Source organism: Bacterioplanes sanyensis, from assembly GCF_002237535.1.
Taxonomy (GTDB): Bacteria; Pseudomonadota; Gammaproteobacteria; order Pseudomonadales; family Oceanobacteraceae; genus Bacterioplanes; species Bacterioplanes sanyensis_A.
The window spans coordinates 1,114,422-1,139,326 of the sequence record NZ_CP022530.1; the positions used below are offsets into that span (position 1 = coordinate 1,114,422).

Sequence of the window (24,905 nt, forward strand, 5' to 3'; positions counted from 1 at the left end):
CAGGGAGGTTCGCCTAGGAAGGGCGTTAGATCGAGGTTGACTATAGACACATAAACCATACGTGTCTATAGAAAAAAGGACGCAATTGCGCCCTTTTTGATCAACTTACAGAGACTGCTCGATGAAGGCTGCCAGGTCAGACTTGCTCATGGCACCGACTTTGGTCGCTTCAGCATTGCCGTCTTTGAACAGGATCAAAGTTGGGATGCTGCGGATACCAAACTTAGGCGCAGTGGCTTCGTTTTGGTCGATGTTCAGCTTGGCAATGGTCAGTTTGCCAGCAAAGTCTTCGGCCAGTTCTTCCAGTACTGGGGCGATCATTTTACAAGGACCGCACCACTCGGCCCAGAAGTCTACCAATACAGGCAGGTCTGACTTGAGGACGTCTGCTTCAAAAGAGTCGTCGGTCACATTGATGATCTTATCGCTCATGCTATTCCCCTGTGGAAGTCGGCTGTTGCGCAACAACAGCAAAAAAGTGAATCACACGCGCCCAGTGGGGCGACGCTGTGCTGCCAATGGTTGGCGTCAAATCGATATCCGGCATTGTACGCGTCGCTTGCCGGGAATCAATTTGTTCAACGGGAACCAGACTGTTGCTCTGGACGAACGCTCCGGCCCGTTGCATATTCGCATTAATGTGGACGAAGGCCTCCAATTTCAAGCCGGGATAAACAATGTCAGAACAATCCGCCCAACACGATCAAGTCATGGCTGCTGTCGACCTGGGCTCCAACAGCTTTCATTTGGTCATTGCACAGCCGTTTCAAGGCGACATTCGCACGCTGGAGAAGCGCGGTCAAAAGGTGCAGCTGGCCGCTGGCCTAGATGCCAATGGCATGCTGTCGGAAGAAGCGCAGCAGCGCGGCCTGCTGTGTTTGCGCGAGTTTGCCCAGCGTTTGCAGGGCATGGACCCGGCGCGGGTGTCGGTGCTGGCGACTAACGCACTGCGAGCCGCTCGCAATCGGCAACAGTTTATTGATCGTGCTGAGCAAGAGCTGGGCTATCCGATCGAAGTGATTTCTGGCCGCGAAGAGGCTCGGCTGATCTACCTGGGTGTGGCGCACACGCTGGCAGATGATCGCGGTCAGCGCTTGGTGGTGGATATCGGCGGCGGCAGTACCGAGTTTATTATCGGCGAGCGCTTTGAACCGCTGGAGCTGGAAAGCCTGCACATGGGCTGTGTGTCGTTTACGCAGCGTTATTTTGTCGATGGCAACATCACCGAGGCGAGTTTCGACGCCGCTGTGGCTGCGGCAAAGCAAGAGCTACTGAACATTGAAACCAACTTTAAGCAGCGCGGCTGGCACAACGTGGTTGGTTCATCCGGCACCATTCGAGCCGCTGAACAGGCCATCATTGCTCAGGGCTGGAGCAGCGAAGGCATCAGCCGCGCGCACTTAAAGAAATTGCGCAAATTGATGCTCGGTTTCGACACCATTCACGACGTTGATTTGCCGGGCATCAAACCTGAGCGCCGGCAGGTCTTCATCGGCGGCTTGGCCATTTTGCAGGCGGTGTTCGATACCCTCGGCATTGAGCAAATTCACTACTCCGATGGCGCGTTACGAGAGGGTGCTTTGTGGGACTTGATTGGCCGCTCCAGCCATGAAAATGTGCGTGAGCGGGTGGTGAGCAGCATGGCCGAGCGCTTTCATGTCGATATGGCCCAAGCGCAGCGGGTAGACGCAACGGCCCGAGCGTTATTACGCCAAGTCCAGTCCAGCTGGGGTTTGCAGGATCATGGCTGGGCAGCTTGGCTGTCGTGGGGGGCGCGTTTGCATGAGATCGGCTTAAGTTTGACCCACAGTGGTTTTCATAAACACGGCGCGTATTTGCTGCAGCATAGCGACTTATTGGGCTTTACCCGCCAAGGACAAACGGCGCTGTCGATGCTGGTGCGCAGTCATCGGCGTAAGTTTCGTTTGGCGGAGTTCGATGCCGTATCCAACCAGTGGCGCGCGCACTTTATTCGCTTGGCCGTGCTGCTGCGTTTGGCGGTGGTGTTGAACCACAGTCGTGGTGCTCATGAGGTGCCAGTGCCAGAGTTGGCTGTGGATGACACGCGCATCGAGCTGAGCTTTCCATCGGCCTGGCTGGATGATCACCCGCTGACGACTCAGGACCTCAATATGGAACGAGATTACTTGGCCGCAGCGGGGTTTGAGCTGCACATTAGCGGTTAGCCTTGCCCTGGGCTACCACCAACGGGTCTTAATCGTCGCTGCGGAAAATGCAGCTCTTGGCGTATTCGGTGGCTTCGTTTGCCGTCCAGTCGCCTTTTGATTTAGCGTCCATCATCTCACACCAGGCTTTGCTGCCGACTTCTGGCGAGCAGCCTGCGAGCGTGAACAGGGCCGCTAATATCGCTGTAATGGATAGTACTTTCATATCGCCTCCCAAGGCGGAGCCAAGTGAGCCCCGCAAAAGGACGCGATTGTACGCCAGTGTTTGGCGCAGTGTCAGCGCGATGTGGCCAGTTTTTCGATTAGCCAGCTCTGGCCACTGATGACGTCGTCGCCTTCTTGTGGTGTCTGGCGCAGATATTGGCCATCGGGTTGCAGCACCCAAGCTTGGGTATTGTCACGCATATACACTTCCAACTCGGCTTTCATGCGCTCTCTCAGTTTGCTGTTGTCGACCGGGAAAGCAGTCTCCACTCGGCGCAGCAAGTTGCGCTCCATCAGGTCGGCGCTGCCAGCGTAAATCTCGTCCTTGCCATTGTTGTGGAAGTAATAGACCCGGGTGTGCTCCAAGAAACGACCAATGATCGAACACACTTCGATATTGTCAGAGATACCCTCGATGCCGGGGCGCAAACAGCACATGCCACGAATGATCAGTTCAACTTTGACTCCCGCCATGGACGCTTTGTACAGCGCGCGGATCAGCTTCGGCTCCGTCAGGCCATTGGCTTTCATGCGGATCAGCGCCGGTTTGCCGGCTTCGGCGTGGGCACGTTCGCGATCGACCAGTTCAATCAGCTTTTTATGCAAAGTAAAGGGTGCGTGGATCAGCTTTTTAATTCGTAATGCCTCGCCCATGCCGGTCAGCTGCTGGAACAATTTATGGACGTCTTCACCAATGGAGTCGTCGCAAGTCATAAAGCTGTAGTCGGTGTAGGCGCGCGCGTTACCAGCGTGGTAATTGCCAGTGCCCAAATGCACATAGCGTTTGTACTTGTCACCTTCTTTACGCACGATCAGCATCATTTTGGAGTGCGTTTTGTAGCCAACCACGCCGTACACCACCACGGCTCCGGCTTCTTGCAGACGGTTGGCCAGGTAGAGGTTTTCCTCCTCGTCAAAACGCGCGCGCAGCTCGATCACCACCGTGATCTCTTTGCCATTACGGGCGGCATCGACCAGAGCGTTGACGATTTCCGACTTGGCACCGGTGCGATACAGGGTTTGTTTGATGGCACGCACGTTGGGATCTTTGGCTGCTTCGCGCAGCAGATCGACCACCGGAGTAAACGATTCAAAGGGGTGCAGCAGCAGGGTATCGCGATCGCGAATGCCCTCAAAAATGCTCTTCTTAAAGCTGAGATTCTTCGGCAAGCCGGGTGTGAATGGCGCGTATTGCAAGTCGGGACGATCGATCTGACCGATGACTTCCATCAGACGCGACAAATTGACCGGTCCGTTTACCTGGAACAAGTCAGAGCGGTCGAGGGTAAACTGCTTGAGCAGAAATTCGGTCAGCTCCTCCGGGCAATTGTCGGCCACTTCCAAACGCATCTCTTCACCAAAATTGCGTGAATGCAGCTCGTCTTCCAGCGCCGACGCCAAGTCGGCGGCCTCTTCGTGGTCGATCTCTAAATCGGCATTGCGCGTCACGCGGAACTGGTAACAGCCTTTTACCTTCATGCCTGGGAAGAGCTCATCGGCGTATTCGTGAATCACCGACGACAAAAAGATAAAGTTGTCTCCGCCGTCGCACAGGTTGTCTGGCAAGCGAATGATGCGCGCCAGCGAGCGCGGTGCGGGAATAATGGCCAGCCCGGTTTCACGGCCAAAGGCGTCTTTGCCTTCCAACGCGACGATAAAATTCAGGCTCTTATTCACCAGCCGTGGAAACGGGTGGGACGGGTCGAGCCCGATGGGGCTGATGAGGGGTTGTAGGTAGTCAGAGAAGTACTGCTTGACCCACGTGCGCTGGTCTTTGCTCCAATCGGCGCGGCGTAAAAAGCAGATGTTTTCACTTTCCAGCGCCGGCAGTAGCACGTCGTTCAGGATGCTGTATTGGCGCGCCACGGTTTCGCTGCACATCTGGTGAATTTCGTTCAATACCTGGCGCGGGTGCATGCCGTCGGCGCCGGCTTGCTCGCGGCCGTAGGTCAGTTGTTGCACCAGGTTGGCTACGCGAACTTCGTAGAACTCGTCCAGGTTTTTGCTGAAAATGCACAGGAAGAACAATCGATCCAGCAGCGGGTGGCGCTCATCTAGGGCTTGCTCCAGCACTCGGATATTAAACTGCAGATGGCTCAACTCACGGTTGAAGTAGAGCTCTGGGCTGTGCAGATCGATCGTTGCGGGGGTAGCTACTTGCGCGTCAGTCATGCGTATTCCTTAACCGGGGCGGTGCCATGCACCGCGTCTGTTTCAGCGATCCAGCCACTCAGCGTACTGTTTGGCGTAATAAGTAAGAATGCCGTCGGCACCGGCGCGTTTCATGCAAAGCAGAGACTCTTGCATGATGGCGTCGTCATCCATCCAGCCGTTTAGTGCCGCGGCCTTGTGCATGGCGTATTCACCACTGACCTGATAAACAAAGGTCGGTGCCTTCAACTCATCTTTAACGCGGCGCACTACATCCAGGTACGGCATGCCGGGTTTCACCATCACCATATCCGCGCCTTCTGCCAGGTCCAGAGCGGCTTCGTGCAGCGCTTCGTCACTGTTACCTGGGTCCATTTGATAGGTCTTTTTATCCGCTTTGCCGAGGTTGCCGGCCGTGCCCAGAGCATCGCGGAAGGGACCGTAATAGGCGGAGGCATACTTAGCGGAGTAGGCCATAATGCGAGTATTCACAAAACGCTCGCCTTCTAAAGCTGAGCGAATATCGCCAATGCGACCGTCCATCATATCCGACGGAGCGACGACGTCGGCGCCGGCTTCGGCGTGTGACAATGCCTGCTTCACCAAAGTATCGACGGTGATGTCATTAAGCACATAGCCGGTGTTATCGAGAATGCCGTCTTGGCCGTGAACGGTAAATGGGTCCAGCGCCACATCGGTGATCACCCCCATTTCTGGGATGGCGTCTTTGATGGCTCGCACCGCACGCTGCAACAGGCCATTGGGGTTAAAGGCTTCTTCTGCCAGTTCCGATTTGGCATCAGCCGGCGTTACCGGGAATAACGCCACCGCCGGAATACCCAGTTTGGCCAGATGACGTACCTCCGCCACCAGCAGATCAATGGACAAGCGCTCGATGCCTGGCATCGACACCACCGCCTCACGCTCTTGGTGTCCGTCGAGAACAAACATGGGGTAAATCAGGTCGTCGACGCTGAGGCTGTTTTCCCGCATCAGTCGCCGCGAAAAATCGTCACGACGCATACGACGCAGTCGGGTTTCCGGGAAAAAACGTTGGGCATCGTTAAAAGCCATGTTGGCACTCCTGCTGATTGGATCGGCAAACAAACAATAATGAGGATGAACTTGTGGTTCGCTGTGGCTGCTTCGCCATGCTGCCGATTTTAGCCAGATCTGGCGATGACATGCGGCAAGCCTGACGGAGTTTTACGCCTCACTGAAGGTTTTGTCACGGCTTGTTGCGTATTTCTTGCTGTTATTGGTGATGAGCCGATTTGCCACTGATGTCGGGCACTTTGGCAATTGTGTGGCCTGTCATGACGCTTACCATAAAACTCAGATGTGACATCAACGTGACCCAGAGCCGCGAATAACCACAACACTACGGCCACCGTGCAGAGGATTCGACATGAGTAACGACACACCCACCAGTGAAGGTTTCAGTAAAACTGAGTTGAATTTAGCGCTGAATTTTCTTGAGCAAATTCCGTTTAACAAGGTTTTGGGTTTAAAGCCGAAACTACTGACCGGCGAGCGCTGCGAATTTACTTTAAGAATGAAAGATGAGCTGGTGGGAAACTGGCTGCAGGGCATTTTACACGGCGGGGCCATCTCCACGGCGCTGGACGTAACCGGTGGTGCCATGGCGCTAATTGCCACCTGGCAGCGCTTGCATCGCGACGATGTGCCCAAAGAGCAGCACTCTAAGAAACTCTCAACGTTAGGCACCATCGACATGCGCGTGGATTTTCTACAGCCCGGCAAGGGTGAGGAGTTCACTGCCAGTGCCACCTTGTTGCGTATTGGCAATAAGGTAGCGGTGACACGCATGGAGTTGCACAACGAGCAGGGTGTATTGATCGCCGTGGGTACCGGTACTTATTTGTGCGGTTAGTGGCGCTGCCTATTGTTTCCCTAAGGCCTTTGGGAACCTCTGGACAGCAAGCCTGAACTCGGGCAGAGCTGTGCAGAATTATTCAAAGGTGCCCTATGTGAACTACTGCTGATACTTCTGTTCCAGCTCCTGCACCAAGTTCTGCGTTACCCGCAGGCTGTGCAGCAAATCCAGCAGGTTGTAGTCGAGGTTAATGTTGAGCTCGGTGGCCTGGCCATCAAAGAAATTTGGGTTACTGCCGGCAAACGACAGCCCCAGATTCAGCTCACCGTCTGGCTGATAACGAATGGACGATTGCAGCGTATCGTAGTGAAAGTCGCTCAATAAATTCATTGCCATCGCCACGCCTTCGTGACTGCCGCCGAGAGCGGCACTGGTTTGATTTTGATAGCTCAGCGTGCCGCCCGGTGCGCGTGCAAATAAATGCCCGGCGGGTACCGATACGCCATCTGGGGCAACGATAATCGGCAGCACACCATCGAGCAGGCCGGTGGCGTTGACCTCTGCTTTCGCTTCTAACGCGGCGACTTGCTGCAGTTCGATATGATCCACCGCAATGCCAAAGGCATTGATGTCTTTGCGGCTGTCGTAGGCCGCTTGTGGAATGCGTACTGTGCCGCCTAACAGCCGGGTGCGGCCCTCGTGCAACTCGGCGGTCAGATATTCAAGGCCTAGCCAAGGCTGCTGTATGTCATGCGGCACCAGCTGAGCACTCAGGCGCAGCAGCGAGTCTTCCAGCGCAATGCCGGGGTTGATTTGGTCTCCTGCCAGCTGCGCATCGATATGCCAATAATCGTTATGTTGGCGCAGTGAAGTAAAACCATGCCAGCCATCGATGGCCACACGATTGTCGTAATTGGCACTGACATGGTCGAGGCGCAGCGTCATATCGGGCGTCCAGCTGCCATCACTGTGCCAGCGCAGCCACCCCTGTCCCGATAACTGACCTGCCAGCCACTGTACTCCGGTTACTGCGCGCCACTGATTCAGTTGCAACGCTTCAGCAGCCAGTTCGGTCGGCTGCAGATACCATTGCAGATGACCGCTGCCGTCGCTGTTGCGTCGCAGGTCGGCGTGCAGCGACAGTGCCTCATTGGCGGCCTGCAGTTGGAGCTGCCCCCACAGGCCTGTGGCCGACAACGCCAGATCAGCATCCAATTGCGTATCGGCGATGTGCCAGCCGTTCCAGCGTGAGGCTGCAGTGCCCATGGTGGTGCGACAACGGCCAAAGAAGGGCAACTCTGAAGGAGCGCGCTGCAGCAATTGATCCGACAGCTGGCAGCTTGCTTGACCCGCCGCGATCACCAACTCAGTGGACAGGTTGGCCTGTGGTTGACGTAAGGTCAGCGCTTGCCATTGACCCTGTAGCGGGGCTGTCAGTTGACACTGCGGCTGGCAGCTCAGGCTCATACCGCTCAGCCACTGGCTGTGCCAGGGCGATATGTCCCACGGCGCTATGCTGCCACTGAGCTGCAGTGACAACCCCTGCTCGGAACTCACAGTCAGCCCTTGCTGTGGGTGCCAAGATAACTGCCATTGGCCCTGCCCAGAAACAGCCACATCGTGTTGGTTCACTTGGCGCCGCGCGCTCAGGCTAAGTGGCAGTTGCAACCGTAAGCCATCAAGCTGTGACCACTGCCCCTGGCTGTCGACGGCCAATGTGGCCTGTCCTTCAGCGCTGCTAACCTCGGCTTGCAATTGGGCTTGCAGCTGGCACTGCTGCAGAGCGGCGTCGCAGCTGGCAGAAAGACTGGGTGAAGCGTTGGCATGGGCGTCTGCGCGGCTGAGTTGAATCTCCGCCGTGCGCACCGACAGCTGCCAGTTGTCTTGCCGGGCTTTGTCCAGTTGTAAACTCAGCTGGTTGGCTGCTAATTCGCTGTCGCCTTGTGTGATGGCTTGGGTCTGCAGCTGCCATTGGCCGCTGATGCCGATGTCCTGTGGCAACAGCATGTTGTCTGGCAAGGTGAGGGTGGCAGAGCCGCTTAAAGTGCCGAGTGGCAATGCAGCCAGAGCCGGCAAGCGTGTACCGAGCAGCTCTAAGTTTGCGAATTGCTCGACTTCAATTTCAGTGCTGGCGTTGCTTTGTTGGATGCGACCGTGCCACTGCACCAAGCGCTGTTGTTGCTCCGACAGCAGTATCAGCCACTGACCACCGATCTGCAGTTGCAGCTCCAACTGCCAAGGCAGAGGCTGATTATCCAGCTGTAGCTGCCCCCACAGACGCCATAAACCGTCGTCAAAACTGGCTTGCAGGTCGCTGGCAAGCTGCGGGTTGTGCCAACTGAGTTGGTCAATCTGCACCCGCCCTAAGGGAATCTGCAGCCATTGCTGTAGCGGTGGCAGGCTAAGCGGTTGTTGCAACAACGCAGCACTGGAGCGCTGCGCCTGACGCTGGGCGGCTTGGGTCAGGCGCTCCGATGCTTGCTGCACCGCGATGCGCTCAATGTGCAGCTGCTGAAACTCACCGCGCAGTAATGCCAGCGGACGATAACTTAAGCGCAGATGCTGCACATCGATTTGGCTGCCGTCGGCCAGCAAGGCCTGGACCGATTCGATATGCAGCTGGTGCCAGTTCCATTGACGAATCACCACCTGGCCTTGGCCAACTCCAGCGAGTTGCAACGCTTGATTGGCCCATTGATTCAAGGTCGGCTTGAGCAGCCAAGGCGCTGCCAACACTAGCCCAGTGACAAGCAATAAGCTGCCACTCAGACTCCATAACAGGCGGCGTAGCCAGCGCTGCATCGGTTAGCGCTGGCGCTGTTGCACACCTTGTGGCGTGCTCAGCAGCAGCACATCGGCAGCCCGCTGCGCAAACAGACCATTGGTCACCACGCCAACGATTTGGTTGATGCGATTTTCCAGCTCCATTGGCGAATCGATGCGCAGGTTAAACACGTCCAGAATGTGATTGCCGTTGTCGGTCACCACGCCTTCGCGATACACCGGGTCACCCCCCAGCTTGACCAGCTCCCGCGCGACATAAGAACGGGCCATAGGAATGACTTCCACCGGCAGTGGGAAGTCACCGAGCAAGTCCACTTCTTTGCTGGCATCGGCGACGCAAATAAAGGTTTTGGCCACGGCCGCGACAATCTTTTCGCGCGTCAGCGCGGCGCCGCCGCCTTTGATCATTTCCAGACGGGCGTTGATTTCGTCGGCGCCATCGATATAAAACTCCAGATTGCCGACCTGATTGAGGTCGTACACCTCGATGCCATGATCACGCAGACGCTGCGCTGAGGCTTCGGAGCTGGCGACCGCGCCGTCAAAGTCGTGCTTTAACGCCGCCAAGGCATCAATAAAACAGTTGGCGGTGGAGCCAGTGCCGACACCGATAATGCTGTCTTTGTCTAAATGTGGGCGAATGTAGTCGACAGCGGCCTGGCCGACGGCTTGCTTCAGTTGGTCTTGGTTCATGATGTTCACTTGGCTGTGTCAGCGTGTAAGGGTCTCGGGTGCCGGGAATTATATGCATGACTGAGTTACAATGCGCGCTTTGTTATTTGTCCGGTAACGGTGCCGGGCCAGCCACGAGACCAGTTCATGTTAAATCAGTACCTGAAGAAAATTCTGTCGGCGCGGGTTTACGACGTTGCCATTGAATCGCCTTTGCACCAGGCGCCTTTTCTGACTGAGCGACTGGGCAATCGAATTTGGCTGAAGCGTGAAGATGAACAACCGGTGTACTCGTTCAAAATTCGTGGCGCGTACAACAAAGTGGTGCAGCTGACGGATGAAGAAAAGGCCAAAGGTGTGGTGGCCGCATCCGCTGGCAATCATGCGCAAGGGCTGGCGCTGGCGGCGAAAGAACTGGGCATCAAAGCGACCATTGTGATGCCGCGTACAACGCCGGAAATCAAAGTGAAATCGGTCAAAGCCCGTGGCGCCAAGGTGGTGCTGCACGGTGATGCCTTCGATGATGCCTACGCCTATTCGCAAAAACTGGTGGCGGAAAAAGGCATGACCTATATCCACCCCTATGACGATCCGGAAACCATTGCTGGTCAAGGCACCATTGGCATGGAGATCCTGCGGCAGATGCGCGATCCGATTGATGCGATTTTTATTCCTGTCGGTGGTGGTGGTCTGATTGCTGGTGTGGCGGCTTACGTCAAAGCGCTGCGGCCTGAAGTGCGTATCGTGGGTGTGGAAAGCACCGAATCAGCCTCGCTGGCGGCGGCACTGGACGCAGGTGAACGCGTGATTTTACCGCAGGTCGGCATCTTCGCTGACGGCGTGGCGGTGGCCCAGGTCGGCGAAAACACCTGGGAAATCTGCAAAGATCATGTCGATGAAGTCATCACCGTCACGCCGGATGAAATTTGTGCCGCGGTAAAAGACACCTTCGACGACACCCGCGCTGTGTGCGAACCGGCGGGGGCGCTCAGTGTGGCGGGCCTGAAAAAATACGTCGAGCGCGAAGGCTGCGACAATCAAAATCTGATTGCGATTTTAAGCGGCGCCAACGTCAATTTTGATCGCCTGCGCTACATCTCTGAAGTGGCTGAAATTGGTGAAGGCCGTGAGGTGATCTTGGCGGTCACCATTCCCGAGCAGCCGGGCAGTTTCCAGAAATTCTGCAGCTTGCTGGGCAAACGCCCGATCACTGAATTTAACTATCGCTACGGTGATGACAGCCGCGCGCAAATTTACGTGGGTGTAAAAGTCGGCGCAGAGCCCGGTGCTCGCCAGGCCTTGCTGGATGAACTGACGGCACAAGAGTACGCGGTGGCCGATTTAACCGATAACGAAATCGCCAAGTACCATATTCGTCATATGGTGGGCGGGCACGCCCCGGCCAGTGTCGACGATGAGCACTTGTATCGCTTTGAGTTCCCTGAACGCCCAGGGGCGCTGCTCAACTTCCTGCGTACCTTGGGTAAGCGGTTTAATATCTCACTGTTTCATTATCGCAATCATGGCGCCGCTTATGGCCGCGTGTTGGTTGGCTTGCAAGTGCCAGAAGGCACCGAGGCTGAGCTGCGTAAATATTTGAAAGCGCTTGGCTATCGTTATTGGGACGAGAGTGACAATGCGGCTTACCATTTGTTTTTAAAGTAGTTTTTTCGCGTTTAAACATCCTCTGCGGCTGCACTGTGTTACACAATGCAGCCTACTGACATGGTCATTCATGTCAGGTGCCAGTGGCAAAGTGCTGACAAAACAATCTGCTGCTGCAACCAGTCACGACTACTATTGATAATGAAATAAGTCGCAGCGCTGCGGAGCGCTGACACGGTTTGCACAGGAGTACAGATGGTGAAAGCTCTGGTTCTGCTGGCCATGTTGCTAGCCAGCGTTATGGTTCAAGCGAGCGGCCGCTGCCAACACTTTACCGCCAGCGGTAACGCGGAATACCCACCCTACTTATGGCGCTCAGCGCAAGATCCTATGGTGCTGGTGGGTGCCAACGCCATGTTGATGGATTACATCGCCGAGCAGCTCGGGGTAAGCATCGATATTGGCTACGTCGGCCCTTGGGGGCGCACGCAGGAAGAGCTGGCTAAAGGGCACATCGACTTTATTGCCGGAGCGTTTTTCACCGAGCCGCGCACTAAGCGTATGGACTATTTGTACCCGGCCTTTCAGTTAACGCGCACGGCGGTGTGGGTCAGTGAATTTCGGCCGTTCAATTACAGCCAATGGCAGGACTTGGTGGGGCGCCAAGGGGTCACCGTGATCAATAACAGCTTTGGTCAGGCATTCGATGAATACGCAGCGGAAAATCTCACCATCCATGAAGCGGTGAAGCTGGAGCAAGGCTTGCGCATGCTGCAAGGCGACCGCGTGGATTATTTTATTTACGAACTTAACCCAGGCCGGGCTTACGCATCGCAACTGGGCATTTCAGATGTTCGCCCACTGGCCGTGCCGGTATCGCAAGAGCCGTTGTACCTGACCATGTCAAAGCAGTCGGTTTGTAACACGCCCGAGTTCCGCCAGCGCATTGAGCAAGTGCTGCAAAAAGCGGAACAAGAAAAGGTAATGGAAGGTTTTTTACAGCAAGCCATCAGCGACTGGCGTGAAAGCGCCTCAACGGACCTGGATTAGGGCCAGCTAAATGCGGCCCTTACTGAAGCGCTCGCGTGCCTCTTGCTTCTTGCGGTCACTTTTTCGCAGCAACACATAAAAGGCACCGGAGCCGCCGTGATGCAGCTGTGCGGTGTGGAATGCCTGCACATCATCCAGCTGTGGCAGCCAGTGCACCAAATAGCTTTTCAGCAAAGCCGGGTCTTCGACATTGCGATCGCCCTTGCCTGGCAAAATCAGCACGGTACGCAAATCGTGCTCCAAGCAGTCGTCGACAAAGCGATAGATTTCCCGTCGGGCCTGTTCGATGGTGCGGCGATGCAAATCCAGTCGCGCTTCGATTTCATATTTGCCCAAGCGTAACTTGCGATACACACCATCCTGAATGCCGGGGCGCTTGTAGCCGAGAATGTCGTGCGGACCAACGCGCTCAACCTCGGACACCTGCAGGTGGTTGATTTCGATACTGGGCTGCTCGGCGCTGGCGGCACGCTGGCGTTCAGCGGCATTGGCTTTGGCCACCTCGTCATCCCGTCGTAATTGAACCCGCTGACGCTGTGCCAGAGGTTTCACCCCCTGCATCTCCTGAAAAAACAACTCGTCTTCGGACTCACTCATGCCCACACCTCATTTCATACTGCCGTCGTATGATACCGCAGTGGGAACAATTCTTTGCGTGTTCCGACACTACTTTGGAGCCGGTCAGATTACTGTATGCCTGTCACACTGCCTGCCGGAGTTCCCATTATGATCGTATGCTCGCTGAAAAGTGCCGTTTTTGCCGCCTCCATGGCCGTCGCGACGCCGGCTGCTTTGGCGTTTCAGGGTCAGCACCGGGAGATGGACTGGGCCACGACACTGAACATGACGGCCTGGCAGCAAACGCAGTTGGAACGTATTGAAAGCCAATACCATGGTGTCAACCGGGAAACTAGAGCAGAGCTGTACCAGCAAATGCGCGATCTACTCACCGCTGAGCAACGCCAGCGCGCCGATCAGCTGTTGCAGCAGCGCTATCAAGCGGTGGCGGAACAGCGGGTGCAGCATTTGAGCGATCGTTTGGCGTTATCGCCGCAGCAGATCGAACGGTTACGCAACGCTCAGTTGGCGTCGGTCAGTTGGCCACCCACTTTGGCACAGCGCAGTGAGCAGCGGCGTCTACTGGAGCAGCAACTGGCGGAGTTGCTCAGTGATGAACAACGCGCGCAGTGGCAGCAACTGCAGCAGCGCCAGGCACAGCGCTTCGAGCAGTTGCGATCCGTTCAGTAAATTGGGGGTTAAAAGCGGTATACCAGAGTGACGCCAAACTCACGGTCGGTGTTGACCTTGTCGTCCGGCACTTTATCCGTGTAGGTGAGGGAGTAGCTCAGCTTGGTGGCGAGGGCGCCAATGACTTGGCTTTCCAAGCTGGTTTCACTTTCGTAGACGCTGTTGTCTTGGCCCGGCTCGGCACTGATTTCCTGCACCAGCTGCACATCTGGGCTGATCATCCATTGCAGTTTGCCAGCCAAACGGGCGATCCACTCTTCTTCGGTGACGCCTGTGTCTTTGATTTTGTCACGGCGGTAACCTGGGCCGACTTCGATGTGCGCTTTTAAGGCTTTGTCGGTGAATATGCGATAGCCATAACCGATGGCACCCGTGGTTTGATAGCTAAAACCAGAAAATCGATCGCGCTCCTGCTTCAGCAGTGAGGCCAAATACGAGCGTTTGCTGAAGTTGCGGTCCAGCTGCAGCTCGGCGTTGTATTTCTCTTTTGAGGTTTCCCCGTCTTCTTTGCTGTTGCGCGCCGCCAACTTGAGCTTTTTGTCCCACACCTTGCCTTCGTGCTTCACATTCAATTTGCCGTTTAGGCTGCTGCTGTCGGTATTGCCGGAAGTCACCAAGGTACCCAGTTCTGCAGCGCCGCTCCAACTGGGCGGGGCAGCCTCTTCACCCGCCTCTGCTCCGGCCAAGGCGGCAGAGGTGAAAAACAGCAGGGCAGGCACACACAATCTGATCAAGACGTACTCCGTTCCCGCATCCATCAAGGCGGGATAAATCGATAAAAAAACAGCGCCACATTACCACAACTGCAACAGTGTATGTCGCTGAGCATCGCACTGTGGGCGGACATTTAGGCTAGAGTAGGCGCATTTCAGTCAACGAGAACACAGTGTGCGGCAGGCAATTCTAGAGCAGCCCGTAGGGCCAGTGCTGTATCAGCTAACACGGCCGATGGTGATCGGCATCTTGGCGGTCTTTTTCTTTAACTTGGTCGATACCTGGTTTATCAGTTTGCTCGGTACCGACAGTTTGGCCGCCGTCGGTTTTGCCTTGCCGGTTACCTTGCTGGTGATGAATCTGGCCATTGGTCTTGGCATAGCAGCATCGGCCTTGATTGCCAAAGCGGTGGGAGCAGATGATCAACGCTCAGCGCAGCAGGCGACCAGTGCCGCGTTGCTGTTGGGGTTACTGCTGGGCATTGTCATCGCCGTGCTCGGTATGCTGGTCAATGACGCTCTGTTTTTGCGCTTAGGCGCGAGCGAAGCGTTGCTGCCCGAGATCTGGAGCTATATGCAGTTTTGGTGGCCCGGCGCTGTGCTGATGCTGTTGATGATGATTCAAAACAGCGCGTTGCGCGCCACCGGCGATACGCGCCTGCCATCGCGCATGATGCTGGCGGCAGCACTGTTAAATGCGGTGCTAGACCCGCTGCTGATTTTTGGTCTTGGGCCCGTGCCTGCGCTGGGTGTTGGCGGTGCTGCATTGGCCAGCGCTTTGTGTTGGCTGATGGTGATCGGCGTTATCTTTTACCGCCAGCGCCGTCAGGGATTGCTTGGTTTGCACGGCCTGCCGCTACAGGGCATACTGGCGCTGTGGCGTCGGCTGATGGTGCTTGGTATTCCGGCGATGATTACCAATATGATGGTGCCTGTGGCGGGCGCATTATTGCTGATGATGGTGGCGCCGATGGGTGAAAAGGCCGTCGCAGGTTTTGGCGTCGGGATGCGTTTGGAGCCCTTTGCCATTGTTGTGATTCTGGCGCTGACCTCAACGCTGCCGACGTTTGTGGCGCAAAATCAAGCGGCCAATCAATGGTCGCGTATCTGGCAGGCGCTGAGCCATTCCTATCGTTTTTTATTGCTGTGGCAACTGGCGGTGTGCGCGTTGCTGTGGATATTTGCCCCGTTGCTGGCTGGTCTGTTTTCGTCTGAGGCGGAGGTGCAGCGCCACATCATCGACTTTGTGCGCTGGCTGCCGCTCGGTTACGCCGGCATGGGGGTTGTGCTGTGTGCCAATGCCGCGCTGAACTCACTGCAAAAGACGCAATTATCGATGCTGTTAAACCTGGTGCGCTTGTTTGCTCTGTATTTGCCCGGCGCTTGGCTAGGTATGCACATTGGCCAGCAATGGCAACAGGGCTACGTCGGCATGCTGGCAGGCGCGGCGCTCGGCAATGTGCTGGCAGGCATAGCAATATGGAGCATGACGGTGCGGTTGCAGCAGCGCGGCTCGTTGTCGATTGCCGGGCGCACCCTGACTGCCAAATAAGCCGGCTTATTCCTTTGGCAAGCGCTGCTTTATGCGTCCGGTGAGCCAATCTTTGAGCATCACCCAATCGCCCATAAAGCTCCACAGCGGGTATTGAAACGTTGCGGGTTTGTTGTGCTCAAAGAAAAAATGTCCGATCCAAGCCTGGCCATAACCGGCCAGCAGCGCCAGTGGCAAATAGCCGTATTGGCCACTGCTCAAACACCAGATCATAATGGCAATGGCACTAAGAGTGCCGCTGTAATGCAGTGCACGGCAAACCGGGTTGGCATGCTCAGCCAAATAAAAGGGATAAAACTCGGCAAAGCTTTGAAAACGCTGCTCTGTTGAATTGGACTGGCCCATAACTCGCTCCTTTTTTCTTTTATAGTACGTCATGGGTATCGGTAAGCATTGACTATTCGGGTCAAGGCGGAGGGCTTATCAACAGCGAGCATGAGGCACCACAATGGTCGACCACTGCCGGGCGCTGGGTGATCTGGATGCTGGATCAGGCGCAAGCCATGGGCGTCTCGCGGGCTTGGTTGTGTCAGCAATGTGCCATCGACACCTCTCAGCTTTACCGCGCTGATGCACGCGTCGAGCAACTATGGGTGACACGTTTATGGCAGTGTTTGCAGCAAGCGGTACCGAATGAACCTGTGTCTTTGTATTGCGGTCAGGCCGTCAGTTTGGCGCCGTTGCCGTTATTGCACGATGCCTTGTTTGCCAGCGATTCCTTGGGCGCCGCATTAACTCGCTTACAGCGGGCGCAGCATCTAGTAGCGCAGTCGGTGCGGGTGGAGCTGCAGCCGTGCCCGCTAGGCATGACAATCGACTTTGAAGCGACTCAACCGCTGTCTCAGCACACTTTGGAAGTCGCGCTTGTCGGTTGGCTGCACATTAGTCGTGCCTTGCTAGGACGCATGCCGCGCTTGCTGGCGGTTCAGCTCGGCGCACAGCCCACCGGTTTAATACATTGGCGCTGCTGGTTGCCAGATTTGGTGTTAACAGAGCGCTACCGGTTCACCATCGCTTGGTCGGATTGGCAGCAGCCGCGACGGGGTGGCCATGATCACGCTTGGCCGCTGGTGCAGCAGCAACTGCAGCAATTGCGCCATCATCAATGGGTAGGGTACGTGCGCCATTGTTTGCATCAAATGCTGGCACTGGGCTGTGCGGATCGTCGCTCGGTGGCGTCGGCCTTGCACATCAGTGTCAGCACCCTGCAGCGAAGACTGCGCCAACACGGATTGAGCTTTCAGCAGTTACTGCAGCAGCATCGGCAAACCTGGGCCTGTCGTTGGCTGTTGCAAGGCGTGCCCTTGTCGGACATTGCCCAGCGGCTGGGGTATCAGGATCAAACGGCCTTCCAGCGTGCCTTTCGCCATTGGCTTGGTTGCACGCCGCGGCAATGGCAACAAGGTCAGCTCAATTCACTGGCTGGCTGAGAAACTGCCGCTTGTCGCCTGCGTGGCACAAATTGACTGCTAAGCTGCAACTGTCATCGCCATCAACAACATCGATGGTCACCGAGCTGCTCATCACGAGGTCCGTATGCTCTATCAACTGAATGCTGGCATCACCCGGTTCATGCAGCCTTGGCACGTATGGGCGCGTCAGAGCCGACAATGGTTGTATCAACCTTGGAACCCTTGGAACGCGAGCTGGAGCATGAAAACGCTGCGCGCCTCGGTTGAATTGTTGGAGCGGCTGACCGATTCCTACGATAAGCCCGAGTGGCAGCTGGATCGCGTCACCATCAAGCGTCGCAAGCTGGCGATTGACTATCAAACGGTGGTCGAAAAGCCCTACTGTGATTTGCTGCACTTCAAGCGTGTCGGCTTTGACCAAGCGCAGCCTAAAGTGCTGTTGATTGCGCCATTGTCTGGCCACTACGCCACCTTATTACGCGGCACGGTACGTGAGTTTCTGCCCGACCATGAGGTCTATATCACCGACTGGCGCAATGCTCGTGACGTTCCGGTGGAGCAAGGCGGCTTTCATTTTGACGATTACGTCGATTATCTGATCGAGTTCTTTCGCTACTTAGGGCCAGACGTTCACACCATCGCCGTGTGCCAGCCCTGCGTGCCGGCATTGGTGGCAGCCAGTGTGATGGCGGAACGCGGTTTACCGCTGCCACGCTCGATGGCGTTATTAGGTGGCCCGGTGGATACACGCATCAGCCCAACCGAAGTGAATGACTACGCTTCCGGTAAAGATTTGGATTGGTTTCAGCGTAATGTGATCTGCCAAGTTCCGCACGGCTTTGCTGGCCAGGGGCAGTTGGTATACCCAGGATTTATTCAGCTGTCTGGGTTTATGTCGATGAATCTCGACAACCACCTCAGCAAACACTTTAAGTTCTTTAACGACCTGATTCGCGGCGATGGCGACAGTGCTGAGGCACACCGGGCGTTTTACAACGAATACCTAGCGGTGATGGACATGCCAGCGCATTACTATCTGGAAACTATCCGGCGTGTGTTTTTAGAACATCAACTGCCACGTGGTGTGTTGGTCCATCGAGGTCAAACGGTGGATTTGCAAGCCATTGAAAGCATGGCGCTGATGACCATCGAAGGTGAGCTGGACGATATTACCGGGCGCGGCCAAACCGCGTCGGCGCTGTCGTTATGCGCAAAAGTACCCGTGGCGAAAAAAGAACACTTAGAAGTTGAAGGTGTGGGGCACTACGGCATCTTTAATGGACGGCGTTTTCGTGAAGATGTGGCTCCGCGCATTAAAGCCTTTATGCAGCGCCATCAGAGCTAGCGGCGGTAGACGTGATCGAAGTGACCGTGTCGCTCAACATGCGCTGAATCTGGTTGACCAACTTCACGGCGTTGAGCGGCTTTATGATCACATCGTCCATGCCGGCCGCCAGGCAAGCGCTGCGATCTTCACTCATGCCTCGTGCTGTTAACCCCAAAATAGGCACTCGCGCGTAGTAGTCGTCCATGCGGCGAATCACTTGTGTGGCACGTAAACCATCCATGATGGGCATATGCCAGTCCATCAACACCATATCGAAGCGCTGCTGGCTGCAGCAATCAACGGCTTGCTGGCCATCGCGGGCAACACTGATCGTCAACCCGGCGCGTTGCAGTATCTTGCTGGTTACCAGCAGGTTGGTGTCGTTATCTTCCACCAACAAGACATGTGCATCGATCTTTTCAACAGGCCGTTTAGTCGCCGCCGGTGCTGGCGCATGACCGGGCGTGGCTACTGGATAGCTCAGCACCACTTCAACGGTAGTGCCTTCACCCAATTGGCTGCTGATTTGTATGTGACCGCCTTTCGCTTCCACCAGGTCACGGCAAATCGCCAGCCCCAAACCGTTGCCCGTATGTGTGCGTGTGCTGGAGGCATCGACCTGAGTGAAGGGTTGAAACAATCGCGCTTGCTGTGAGGGATCGATGCCAATGCCATCGTCGACGACTAAAACACGCAGTTGCGCTTGCTGTGCCCGTTGCTTGATCAACTCAATGCGCAGCTGCACCGTGCCGTGAGGAGAAAACTTAATGCCGTTACTGAGCAGGTTGAGCAAAATTTGCTTCAGGCGGTTGGCATCCCCTTGCAGTGTACTGGGCACTGCCTCGGCCACGGTCACCGTGACGTTCACATTGTATTGGCGTCGCATGGGTTCCAGTACGGCACAGGCCTCTTCAGCCAGTGTCGCCGGTGCAAAGGTATCGCGGCGCAAGCGCAGCTGGCCGCTTTCCAGGCGTGCGTATTCGAGAATGTCGTTGGTTTGCTGCGTCATCGCTTCCACGGCACTGGCAATTACGTTGCAGAGTTGTTGCCGCTCATCGCTGTCGTTGCTGTGTTTCAACAGCTCAATGGCACCGCTGATGCCATTTAACGGGGTACGCAGTTCGTGACTCATATTGGCCAGGAAAGCAGTTTTGGCCGCACTGGCAGATTCTGCCTGGCTTTGCGCCAGTTTGAGGCGGGTGATATTGCGTGACACACCAAAAATATGGCCCACGCGGCCATGCTGGTCGAACAGCGGCGACAAAATCGTGCTCCAGTGCTGTTCACGACCGTCGTGGCTGCTGAACGATTCGCTTTCTTCGTATTGCAGCGGCCGCCGCTGATCAACGCATTGCTGATAACGCTGAATCAGCTCTTGGTATAAATCGGCCGGGAACAGGGTTTTGAGCGCCTGACCGCGCGGCAAGTTACCGACCAACTCCATGGTCACTTTTTGCGCGGTGTTGGTATTCACCAGATAAAAGTCATCCTCACCCACTTCCAGAATGAACATGTTATCTGGTGAGTTTGCCCAGATTTCAGCAAATAAATGCTGCTCCAGGCTTCGTCCTTGCGTTTCAGTCATTGGCGTTAAGTTGCTCTATCGGTATGTAATGGGTGAAGCCAATTTTTTTCTTATCTTCTGGGAACTTGTCGAGCACTGCGTTGATGTCCTCAGAAAATAGTTCCACCAGTTTATCCGCATGCGCGACTTTGCTTGGTCCGGCCGTGCCCCACAATGAAATACGTTGTCCTTCTTCGATGGACGCATTGGAAATGGAGCGACGCTTTTCACCGTCGTGTACCAGCATATTGATGCAGTCTGGTGCCAGCGCGTGCAATTTTCCTTGGGTGTTGTTCCAAGCCAGCAGGCTTTCGTTGCGCATGAAAACCCAGAACGTATTGCCGCAATCGCCTTCGATCACGACCTTACCATTATCAAAGCCATCACTGGTATTGCGCGTGAGGCTGGTGATGGTGCCGGTGACAAAGGCGTAGTTGGCAATGCCCATGCCAGTGAGCAACAGGGATAGCTCTTGATCGCTGGGGTTGGTCAGCAGGGCATCACCGACAAGAATGGCTTTCGAAACCGAGTTTTGAACAAGAAAGTTACTGCCTTCAGAGCGAACAAAGGTACCGGGCAAAGGGTACAGCGCCATGCCACCGACCTCGTCATAGGCTGGCTTGGACACTTCCTCACGGGCGGCGGCTTCCAGCTGCTCTGGTGTCATTGGGCCTTTAAAAAAGGCTTTTTCAAAGTGTCCGCAGTCATCACTGTCTGATGCAATGATGGCTGGGCAGCAGGATTGCCCAGAGATATTCAGCAGTGTCTCGCTCAACCTTGGATCCGCTCGCCCGCACGGATCTGAGTCAATGACGCGCAGTTTCTTGCCGGTTTTTTTGTAGATGTAGTCAGCGATATAAAACGGCAACAAGGTGTTCACTGCGCCAATCTCGCCCGGCAGTAGATAGCTCGGAGAGATGGCGAGGTTGTCACTGAGCGCGTTAAACGCGTTGACCGGTGCAGTAAAGCCAATGCCGTCCAGAGCTTTGGCGGGGGAGCCGAGGTCAACCACCATCAAGCTGGCGTCGCCATCGAGCACTTGCTCAGGAGCCACCATAGTAACGTTGTGCTCGATTTTTTTGCGAAATGCTTGTGCCATTGCTTTCGGGCCGCCGCCGCCAGACGCCAAAAAGCAAGTGCCTTCGATCAGAGCGTCCAAATCAGCTGGGGTAACGGATTGAGCGAGAAGATCCTGCGTCATACATCTGTCCTTAGTAATTGGAATGACTGGCGCAGATGATCATAACGAGGAAAGCTGCGGCTGGCGATGGCCGCAGCAAGGTGGTGTTACAAACCAATCACCACGTTGGCCAGCGCCATCGGTACCTGGCCGAGCTGGTACAGCGGTGTCAGCAGCAGAATTTCGGCCACTTTCAGCGCCAGAATGAAAATCAATGGTGACAAATCCAGTCCGCCCATGTCAGGCATTTTGGCCCGTATTGGTGCCATCACCGGCTCCAGCAGCTGATTGATAAGAATCAACGCGGGGTTGTAGGAGTTGGGGGCAATCCAGGAGGCGATGACGACAATCAGCAAGCCCCAGAAATAAATGTTAAACAGCAAGCTCACTAAGCCAATGGTGCCCCACACCAGAATGTTGGCCCACGGCAAACCCAAGCCGAGCATCACGCCGATGGCGCCTATGTACAGGCATTGCACCAACCAAGCCAGCAGCAACGAAGCCACGTCCAAACCAGCAAAACCCGGGACCACACGGCGCAATGGCAGTAATAGCGGGTTGGTCACCTTGACCACAAACTGCGAAATCGGGTTGTAGAAATCGGCGCGCACCAGCTGCAGTAGAAACCGCATCAGCACCACCAGAGCAAACAGGCTTCCAATGGTGTTGACCAACAGCAGGCCAACTTGCATTAACGGGGACATATCCTCTCCTTACTGTTCCGATTGGGCGCCTAACTCAAGGCTCATTTCGGCGGCACGCTGTTGTGCAGCTTGCATGGCTGCGGCGACGATATCGCGTAAGTGTGCAGATTCAAAGGTGGCAATGGCTTGTTGCGTAGTGCCACCGGGCGACGTCACTCGGCGGCGCAGCTCAGCTGGATCGACGTCGGAGCGCTTGGCCATTTCAGCTGCACCGGCGGCGGTTTGCAGCGTTAATTGGGTGGCCGTTTCTAGGCTCATGCCCATCTTTGTCGCCGTTTCGATCATGGCTTCCATCATCAAGAAATAATATGCCGGGCCACTGCCAGATACGGCGATGACGGTATCGATTTCCTGCTCTTGTTGCACCCAGACAGTGATGCCGACGGCGCGCATCAATGAATCGGCCAAGTTGCGCTGGTGCATGTTGGTGTCGTCGCTGGCGAACAAGCCACTGGAGCCATAGTTGACCAGTGACGGCGTATTGGGCATGCAACGTACGATGGCTTTGCAGCCGGTCCATTGCGCCAGTGAGGGCATATCAATGCCGGCAGCAATGGAAATGATCAACGGCTGGCGCTCGCTTAAGGTGGCAAACAACGGCGCCAGCACCTGCTGCATGACTTGTGGTTTTACGGCCAGCATGACGACATCGGCCTGTTCAATCGCCTGCTGGTTGTCGGCGTAGGTGTGTACACCAAACTGCTCACTCAACTGCTGGCGTTGGCTGTCATTTGGGTCGCTGACATGAATCTGCTGGGCACTGTACTCGCCTTGCTGGACTAGGCCACCAATGATGCTGGCGGCCATATTGCCACCGCCAATAAAAGCCACTTGTGTCATTCTGTTTCCTTATGGGTGTTTGCTGCGAGTGTAGGTATCTGGCGATGCGGCGGCAAGGCTAATCCGCCTTACTACGAGCGCCAAAAATATCGGTACCGACGCGCACCTGATGGCTGCCATGTGCAATCGCCAGCTCCAGATCGCCCGACATGCCCATCGATAAGGTATCGGCGCTGGGATGCTGTGGCTGCAGCTGCGCCAGCAGTGTTTGCATGTGATCAAACTGTGTTGCCAGGGCGTCAGCATTGTCGGTCGCTTCCGGTATGCACATTAACCCCCTGAGCGTTAGCCGTGGCAGTTCGGCAATGTGCGCGGCCAACTCGGCGACGTCGGCTGGTGCGACGCCAGATTTCTGCACTTCTTGGCTAATGTTCACCTGCAGCAGCACGTTGAGCGGTGGCAGCGTCTGCGGGCGCTGTTCATTGAGACGCCGAGCCAGCTTGATGCGGTCCAGTGTCTCCAGCCAATGAAAGTGTTCGGCCACGGTTTTGCTTTTATTGCTTTGCAAGTGGCCAATAAAGTGCCACTGAATGTCGTCGAGATCAGCCAGCTGCGAGATTTTGTCCATTGCGTCCTGCAAATAGTTTTCGCCAAAGGCTCGCTGGCCGAGCTGGTAGCAGTCGCGCACCATAGTGGCAGGCTTGGTCTTACTGACCGCCAACAATGCGACTTCTGCGCGTTGCCGACCGGCACTTTGACAGGCGCTGTCTATTCTTTGTTGTACCGCATGATAGCGTTGTTCGAGTGTGGACATTGCTTAGGCTTGGTTTAGGATTGTCAGCAATCAATGATAAAGCGAAGGCGCCGTTCACGCACGGCGCGTAGGAGAGATGATGGATATCACCGAACTGTTGGCGTTTAGTGCTAAGCAAGGCGCGTCTGACTTACACCTGTCGGCGGACTTGCCGCCTATGATCCGGGTGGATGGCGATGTGCGCCGCATCAACTTGCCGGCGTTGGCACACAAAGAAGTCCACTCTTTGGTGTACGAAATCATGAACGACAAACAGCGCAAGGATTTTGAGGAGTTCTTGGAAACCGACTTCTCGTTCGAAGTGCCGGGTGTCGCGCGTTTCCGTGTGAATGCTTTTAACCACAACCGTGGTGCCGGTGCGGTGTTCCGTACCATTCCTTCTAAGGTTTTGACCATGGACCAGCTTGGCATGGGCCAAGTATTTAAAGATTTGTCCAACATTCCGCGTGGCATCGTGCTGGTGACAGGGCCAACCGGTTCGGGTAAATCGACCACTCTGGCGGCCATGGTCGACCACATCAACGAGTCCAAATACGATCACATCCTCACCATTGAGGACCCGATCGAATTCGTACACGAGTCGAAAAAAGCGTTGGTGAACCAACGTGAAGTGCACCGCGATACCTTAGGCTTCAACGAAGCCCTGCGCAGCGCGCTGCGGGAAGACCCGGATGTGATTCTGGTGGGCGAGCTGCGGGACTTGGAAACCATTCGCTTGGCACTGACAGCAGCAGAAACCGGCCACGTGGTGTTTGGCACGCTGCACACCAGTTCGGCGGCAAAAACCATCGACCGTATCGTCGACGTGTTCCCGGCAGAAGAAAAATCCATGGTGCGCTCGATGCTGTCCGAATCTTTGCAGGGAGTTATTGCGCAAACTCTGTTGAAGAAAAACGGCGGTGGCCGAGTCGCGGCTCACGAAATCATGGTGGGCACGCCAGCCATTCGTAACCTGATCCGCGAAGACAAAATTGCGCAAATGTACTCCGCCATTCAAACCGGTGGTGCCTACGGCATGCAGACCATGGACCAGTGCTTGCAGAATCTGATGTCGAAGGGTTTGATCTCGCGCGAAGCGGCACGTGAAAAAGCCAAAGTGCCGGATAACTTCTAAGGGTGATC

The 24,905-nt window shown here is 55.7% G+C and carries 23 protein-coding genes; 9 read left to right on the forward strand and 14 right to left on the reverse strand.

Annotated elements, in window-relative coordinates; translation table 11 throughout:
- Positions 1-105: 105 nt before the first annotated feature.
- Positions 106-432 carry a thioredoxin TrxA gene (gene trxA / locus CHH28_RS05240; RefSeq protein WP_094059324.1) on the reverse strand — a complete coding sequence of 109 codons (327 nt, stop codon included), beginning with the start codon at positions 430-432 and terminating at the stop codon, positions 106-108.
- Between the two features lie 245 nt (positions 433-677).
- Here trxA and ppx point away from each other — a divergent pair, with 245 nt between their 5' ends.
- Positions 678-2,186 carry an exopolyphosphatase gene (ppx, locus tag CHH28_RS05250; protein WP_094059326.1) on the forward strand — a complete coding sequence of 503 codons (1,509 nt, stop codon included), beginning with the start codon at positions 678-680 and terminating at the stop codon, positions 2,184-2,186.
- A 28-nt stretch (positions 2,187-2,214) separates the two neighbouring features.
- Here the strand turns inward: ppx and CHH28_RS05255 are convergent, their stop codons facing one another.
- The 3 genes from CHH28_RS05255 to hemB all read right to left on the reverse strand — a co-directional run bounded on the left by CHH28_RS05255 (position 2,215) and on the right by hemB (position 5,615).
- A complete protein-coding gene (locus CHH28_RS05255) occupies positions 2,215-2,391 on the reverse strand; it encodes a DUF3012 domain-containing protein (RefSeq protein WP_094059327.1) in 177 nt (58 codons plus the stop codon).
- A 71-nt stretch (positions 2,392-2,462) separates the two neighbouring features.
- Positions 2,463-4,562: a polyphosphate kinase 1 gene (ppk1, locus tag CHH28_RS05260; RefSeq protein ID WP_094059328.1), complete on the reverse strand. Its 2,100-nt coding sequence runs from the start codon at positions 4,560-4,562 to the stop codon at positions 2,463-2,465.
- 42 nt (positions 4,563-4,604) lie between these two features.
- Positions 4,605-5,615 carry a porphobilinogen synthase gene (gene hemB / locus CHH28_RS05265; protein ID WP_094059329.1) on the reverse strand — a complete coding sequence of 337 codons (1,011 nt, stop codon included), beginning with the start codon at positions 5,613-5,615 and terminating at the stop codon, positions 4,605-4,607.
- Between the two features lie 334 nt (positions 5,616-5,949).
- Here hemB and CHH28_RS05270 point away from each other — a divergent pair, with 334 nt between their 5' ends.
- Positions 5,950-6,435 carry a thioesterase family protein gene (locus tag CHH28_RS05270; protein WP_094059330.1) on the forward strand — a complete coding sequence of 162 codons (486 nt, stop codon included), beginning with the start codon at positions 5,950-5,952 and terminating at the stop codon, positions 6,433-6,435.
- Positions 6,436-6,537: 102 nt separating this feature from the next.
- Here CHH28_RS05270 and CHH28_RS05275 read toward each other — a convergent pair whose 3' ends face one another.
- On the reverse strand, positions 6,538-9,180 hold the full coding sequence (locus tag CHH28_RS05275; RefSeq protein WP_094059331.1) for an intermembrane phospholipid transport protein YdbH family protein: 2,643 nt from the start codon (positions 9,178-9,180) through the stop codon (positions 6,538-6,540).
- A 3-nt stretch (positions 9,181-9,183) separates the two neighbouring features.
- Positions 9,184-9,855, reverse strand: coding sequence for a ribose-5-phosphate isomerase RpiA (rpiA, locus tag CHH28_RS05280; protein ID WP_094059332.1), 672 nt, complete (start codon positions 9,853-9,855; stop codon positions 9,184-9,186).
- Between the two features lie 126 nt (positions 9,856-9,981).
- Between rpiA and ilvA the strand changes: the two genes are divergently transcribed.
- Entirely contained in the window at positions 9,982-11,499 is a 1,518-nt protein-coding gene (ilvA, locus tag CHH28_RS05285; RefSeq protein ID WP_094061984.1) for a threonine ammonia-lyase, biosynthetic, read from the forward strand.
- Between the two features lie 195 nt (positions 11,500-11,694).
- A complete protein-coding gene (locus tag CHH28_RS05290) occupies positions 11,695-12,489 on the forward strand; it encodes a substrate-binding periplasmic protein (protein ID WP_094059333.1) in 795 nt (264 codons plus the stop codon).
- A gap of 6 nt (positions 12,490-12,495) precedes the next feature.
- On the opposite strand, the gene smrA is transcribed toward CHH28_RS05290, so the two are convergent.
- Entirely contained in the window at positions 12,496-13,086 is a 591-nt protein-coding gene (gene smrA, locus CHH28_RS05295) for a DNA endonuclease SmrA (RefSeq protein WP_094059334.1), read from the reverse strand.
- Between the two features lie 129 nt (positions 13,087-13,215).
- Between smrA and CHH28_RS05300 the strand changes: the two genes are divergently transcribed.
- Positions 13,216-13,737 (forward strand): hypothetical protein, encoded by a 522-nt coding sequence (locus CHH28_RS05300; protein ID WP_094059335.1) that lies wholly within the window; start codon positions 13,216-13,218, stop codon positions 13,735-13,737.
- An 8-nt stretch (positions 13,738-13,745) separates the two neighbouring features.
- Here the strand turns inward: CHH28_RS05300 and CHH28_RS05305 are convergent, their stop codons facing one another.
- Positions 13,746-14,471, reverse strand: coding sequence for a DUF481 domain-containing protein (locus tag CHH28_RS05305; protein ID WP_157729788.1), 726 nt, complete (start codon positions 14,469-14,471; stop codon positions 13,746-13,748).
- 154 nt (positions 14,472-14,625) lie between these two features.
- On the opposite strand from CHH28_RS05305, the gene CHH28_RS05310 reads away from it, so the two are divergent.
- Positions 14,626-16,002, forward strand: coding sequence for an MATE family efflux transporter (locus CHH28_RS05310; RefSeq protein WP_157729789.1), 1,377 nt, complete (start codon positions 14,626-14,628; stop codon positions 16,000-16,002).
- A 6-nt stretch (positions 16,003-16,008) separates the two neighbouring features.
- Here the strand turns inward: CHH28_RS05310 and CHH28_RS05315 are convergent, their stop codons facing one another.
- Positions 16,009-16,347 (reverse strand): DUF962 domain-containing protein, encoded by a 339-nt coding sequence (locus CHH28_RS05315; protein ID WP_094059338.1) that lies wholly within the window; start codon positions 16,345-16,347, stop codon positions 16,009-16,011.
- 137 nt (positions 16,348-16,484) lie between these two features.
- Here CHH28_RS05315 and CHH28_RS05320 point away from each other — a divergent pair, with 137 nt between their 5' ends.
- Together CHH28_RS05320 and CHH28_RS05325 are read left to right on the forward strand one after the other, a co-directional pair.
- Positions 16,485-17,432 (forward strand): AraC family transcriptional regulator, encoded by a 948-nt coding sequence (locus CHH28_RS05320; RefSeq protein WP_157729790.1) that lies wholly within the window; start codon positions 16,485-16,487, stop codon positions 17,430-17,432.
- Positions 17,433-17,538: 106 nt separating this feature from the next.
- The gene (locus CHH28_RS05325) at positions 17,539-18,759 is read left to right on the forward strand and encodes a polyhydroxyalkanoate depolymerase (RefSeq protein ID WP_094059340.1); all 1,221 of its coding nucleotides are present in this window, start codon (positions 17,539-17,541) and stop codon (positions 18,757-18,759) included.
- On the opposite strand, the gene CHH28_RS05330 is transcribed toward CHH28_RS05325, so the two are convergent.
- From CHH28_RS05330 to CHH28_RS05350, 5 genes are all read right to left on the reverse strand, one after another.
- Complete coding sequence (locus CHH28_RS05330; RefSeq protein WP_094059341.1) at positions 18,737-20,326, reverse strand: ATP-binding protein; 1,590 nt, start codon at positions 20,324-20,326, stop codon at positions 18,737-18,739. The genes CHH28_RS05325 and CHH28_RS05330 overlap by 23 nt on opposite strands.
- Positions 20,319-21,506: a DUF917 domain-containing protein gene (locus tag CHH28_RS05335; protein ID WP_094059342.1), complete on the reverse strand. Its 1,188-nt coding sequence runs from the start codon at positions 21,504-21,506 to the stop codon at positions 20,319-20,321. Before CHH28_RS05335 ends, CHH28_RS05330 begins: the two co-directional genes overlap by 8 nt.
- Before the next feature lie 86 nt (positions 21,507-21,592).
- Positions 21,593-22,189, reverse strand: coding sequence for a YggT family protein (locus CHH28_RS05340; RefSeq protein WP_094059343.1), 597 nt, complete (start codon positions 22,187-22,189; stop codon positions 21,593-21,595).
- Between the two features lie 9 nt (positions 22,190-22,198).
- A complete protein-coding gene (gene proC / locus CHH28_RS05345) occupies positions 22,199-23,029 on the reverse strand; it encodes a pyrroline-5-carboxylate reductase (protein ID WP_094059344.1) in 831 nt (276 codons plus the stop codon).
- A gap of 58 nt (positions 23,030-23,087) precedes the next feature.
- The gene (locus CHH28_RS05350; RefSeq protein WP_094059345.1) at positions 23,088-23,783 is read right to left on the reverse strand and encodes a YggS family pyridoxal phosphate-dependent enzyme; all 696 of its coding nucleotides are present in this window, start codon (positions 23,781-23,783) and stop codon (positions 23,088-23,090) included.
- 79 nt (positions 23,784-23,862) lie between these two features.
- Here CHH28_RS05350 and CHH28_RS05355 point away from each other — a divergent pair, with 79 nt between their 5' ends.
- Positions 23,863-24,897 (forward strand): type IV pilus twitching motility protein PilT, encoded by a 1,035-nt coding sequence (locus tag CHH28_RS05355; RefSeq protein ID WP_094059346.1) that lies wholly within the window; start codon positions 23,863-23,865, stop codon positions 24,895-24,897.
- Positions 24,898-24,905 lie beyond the last annotated feature (8 nt).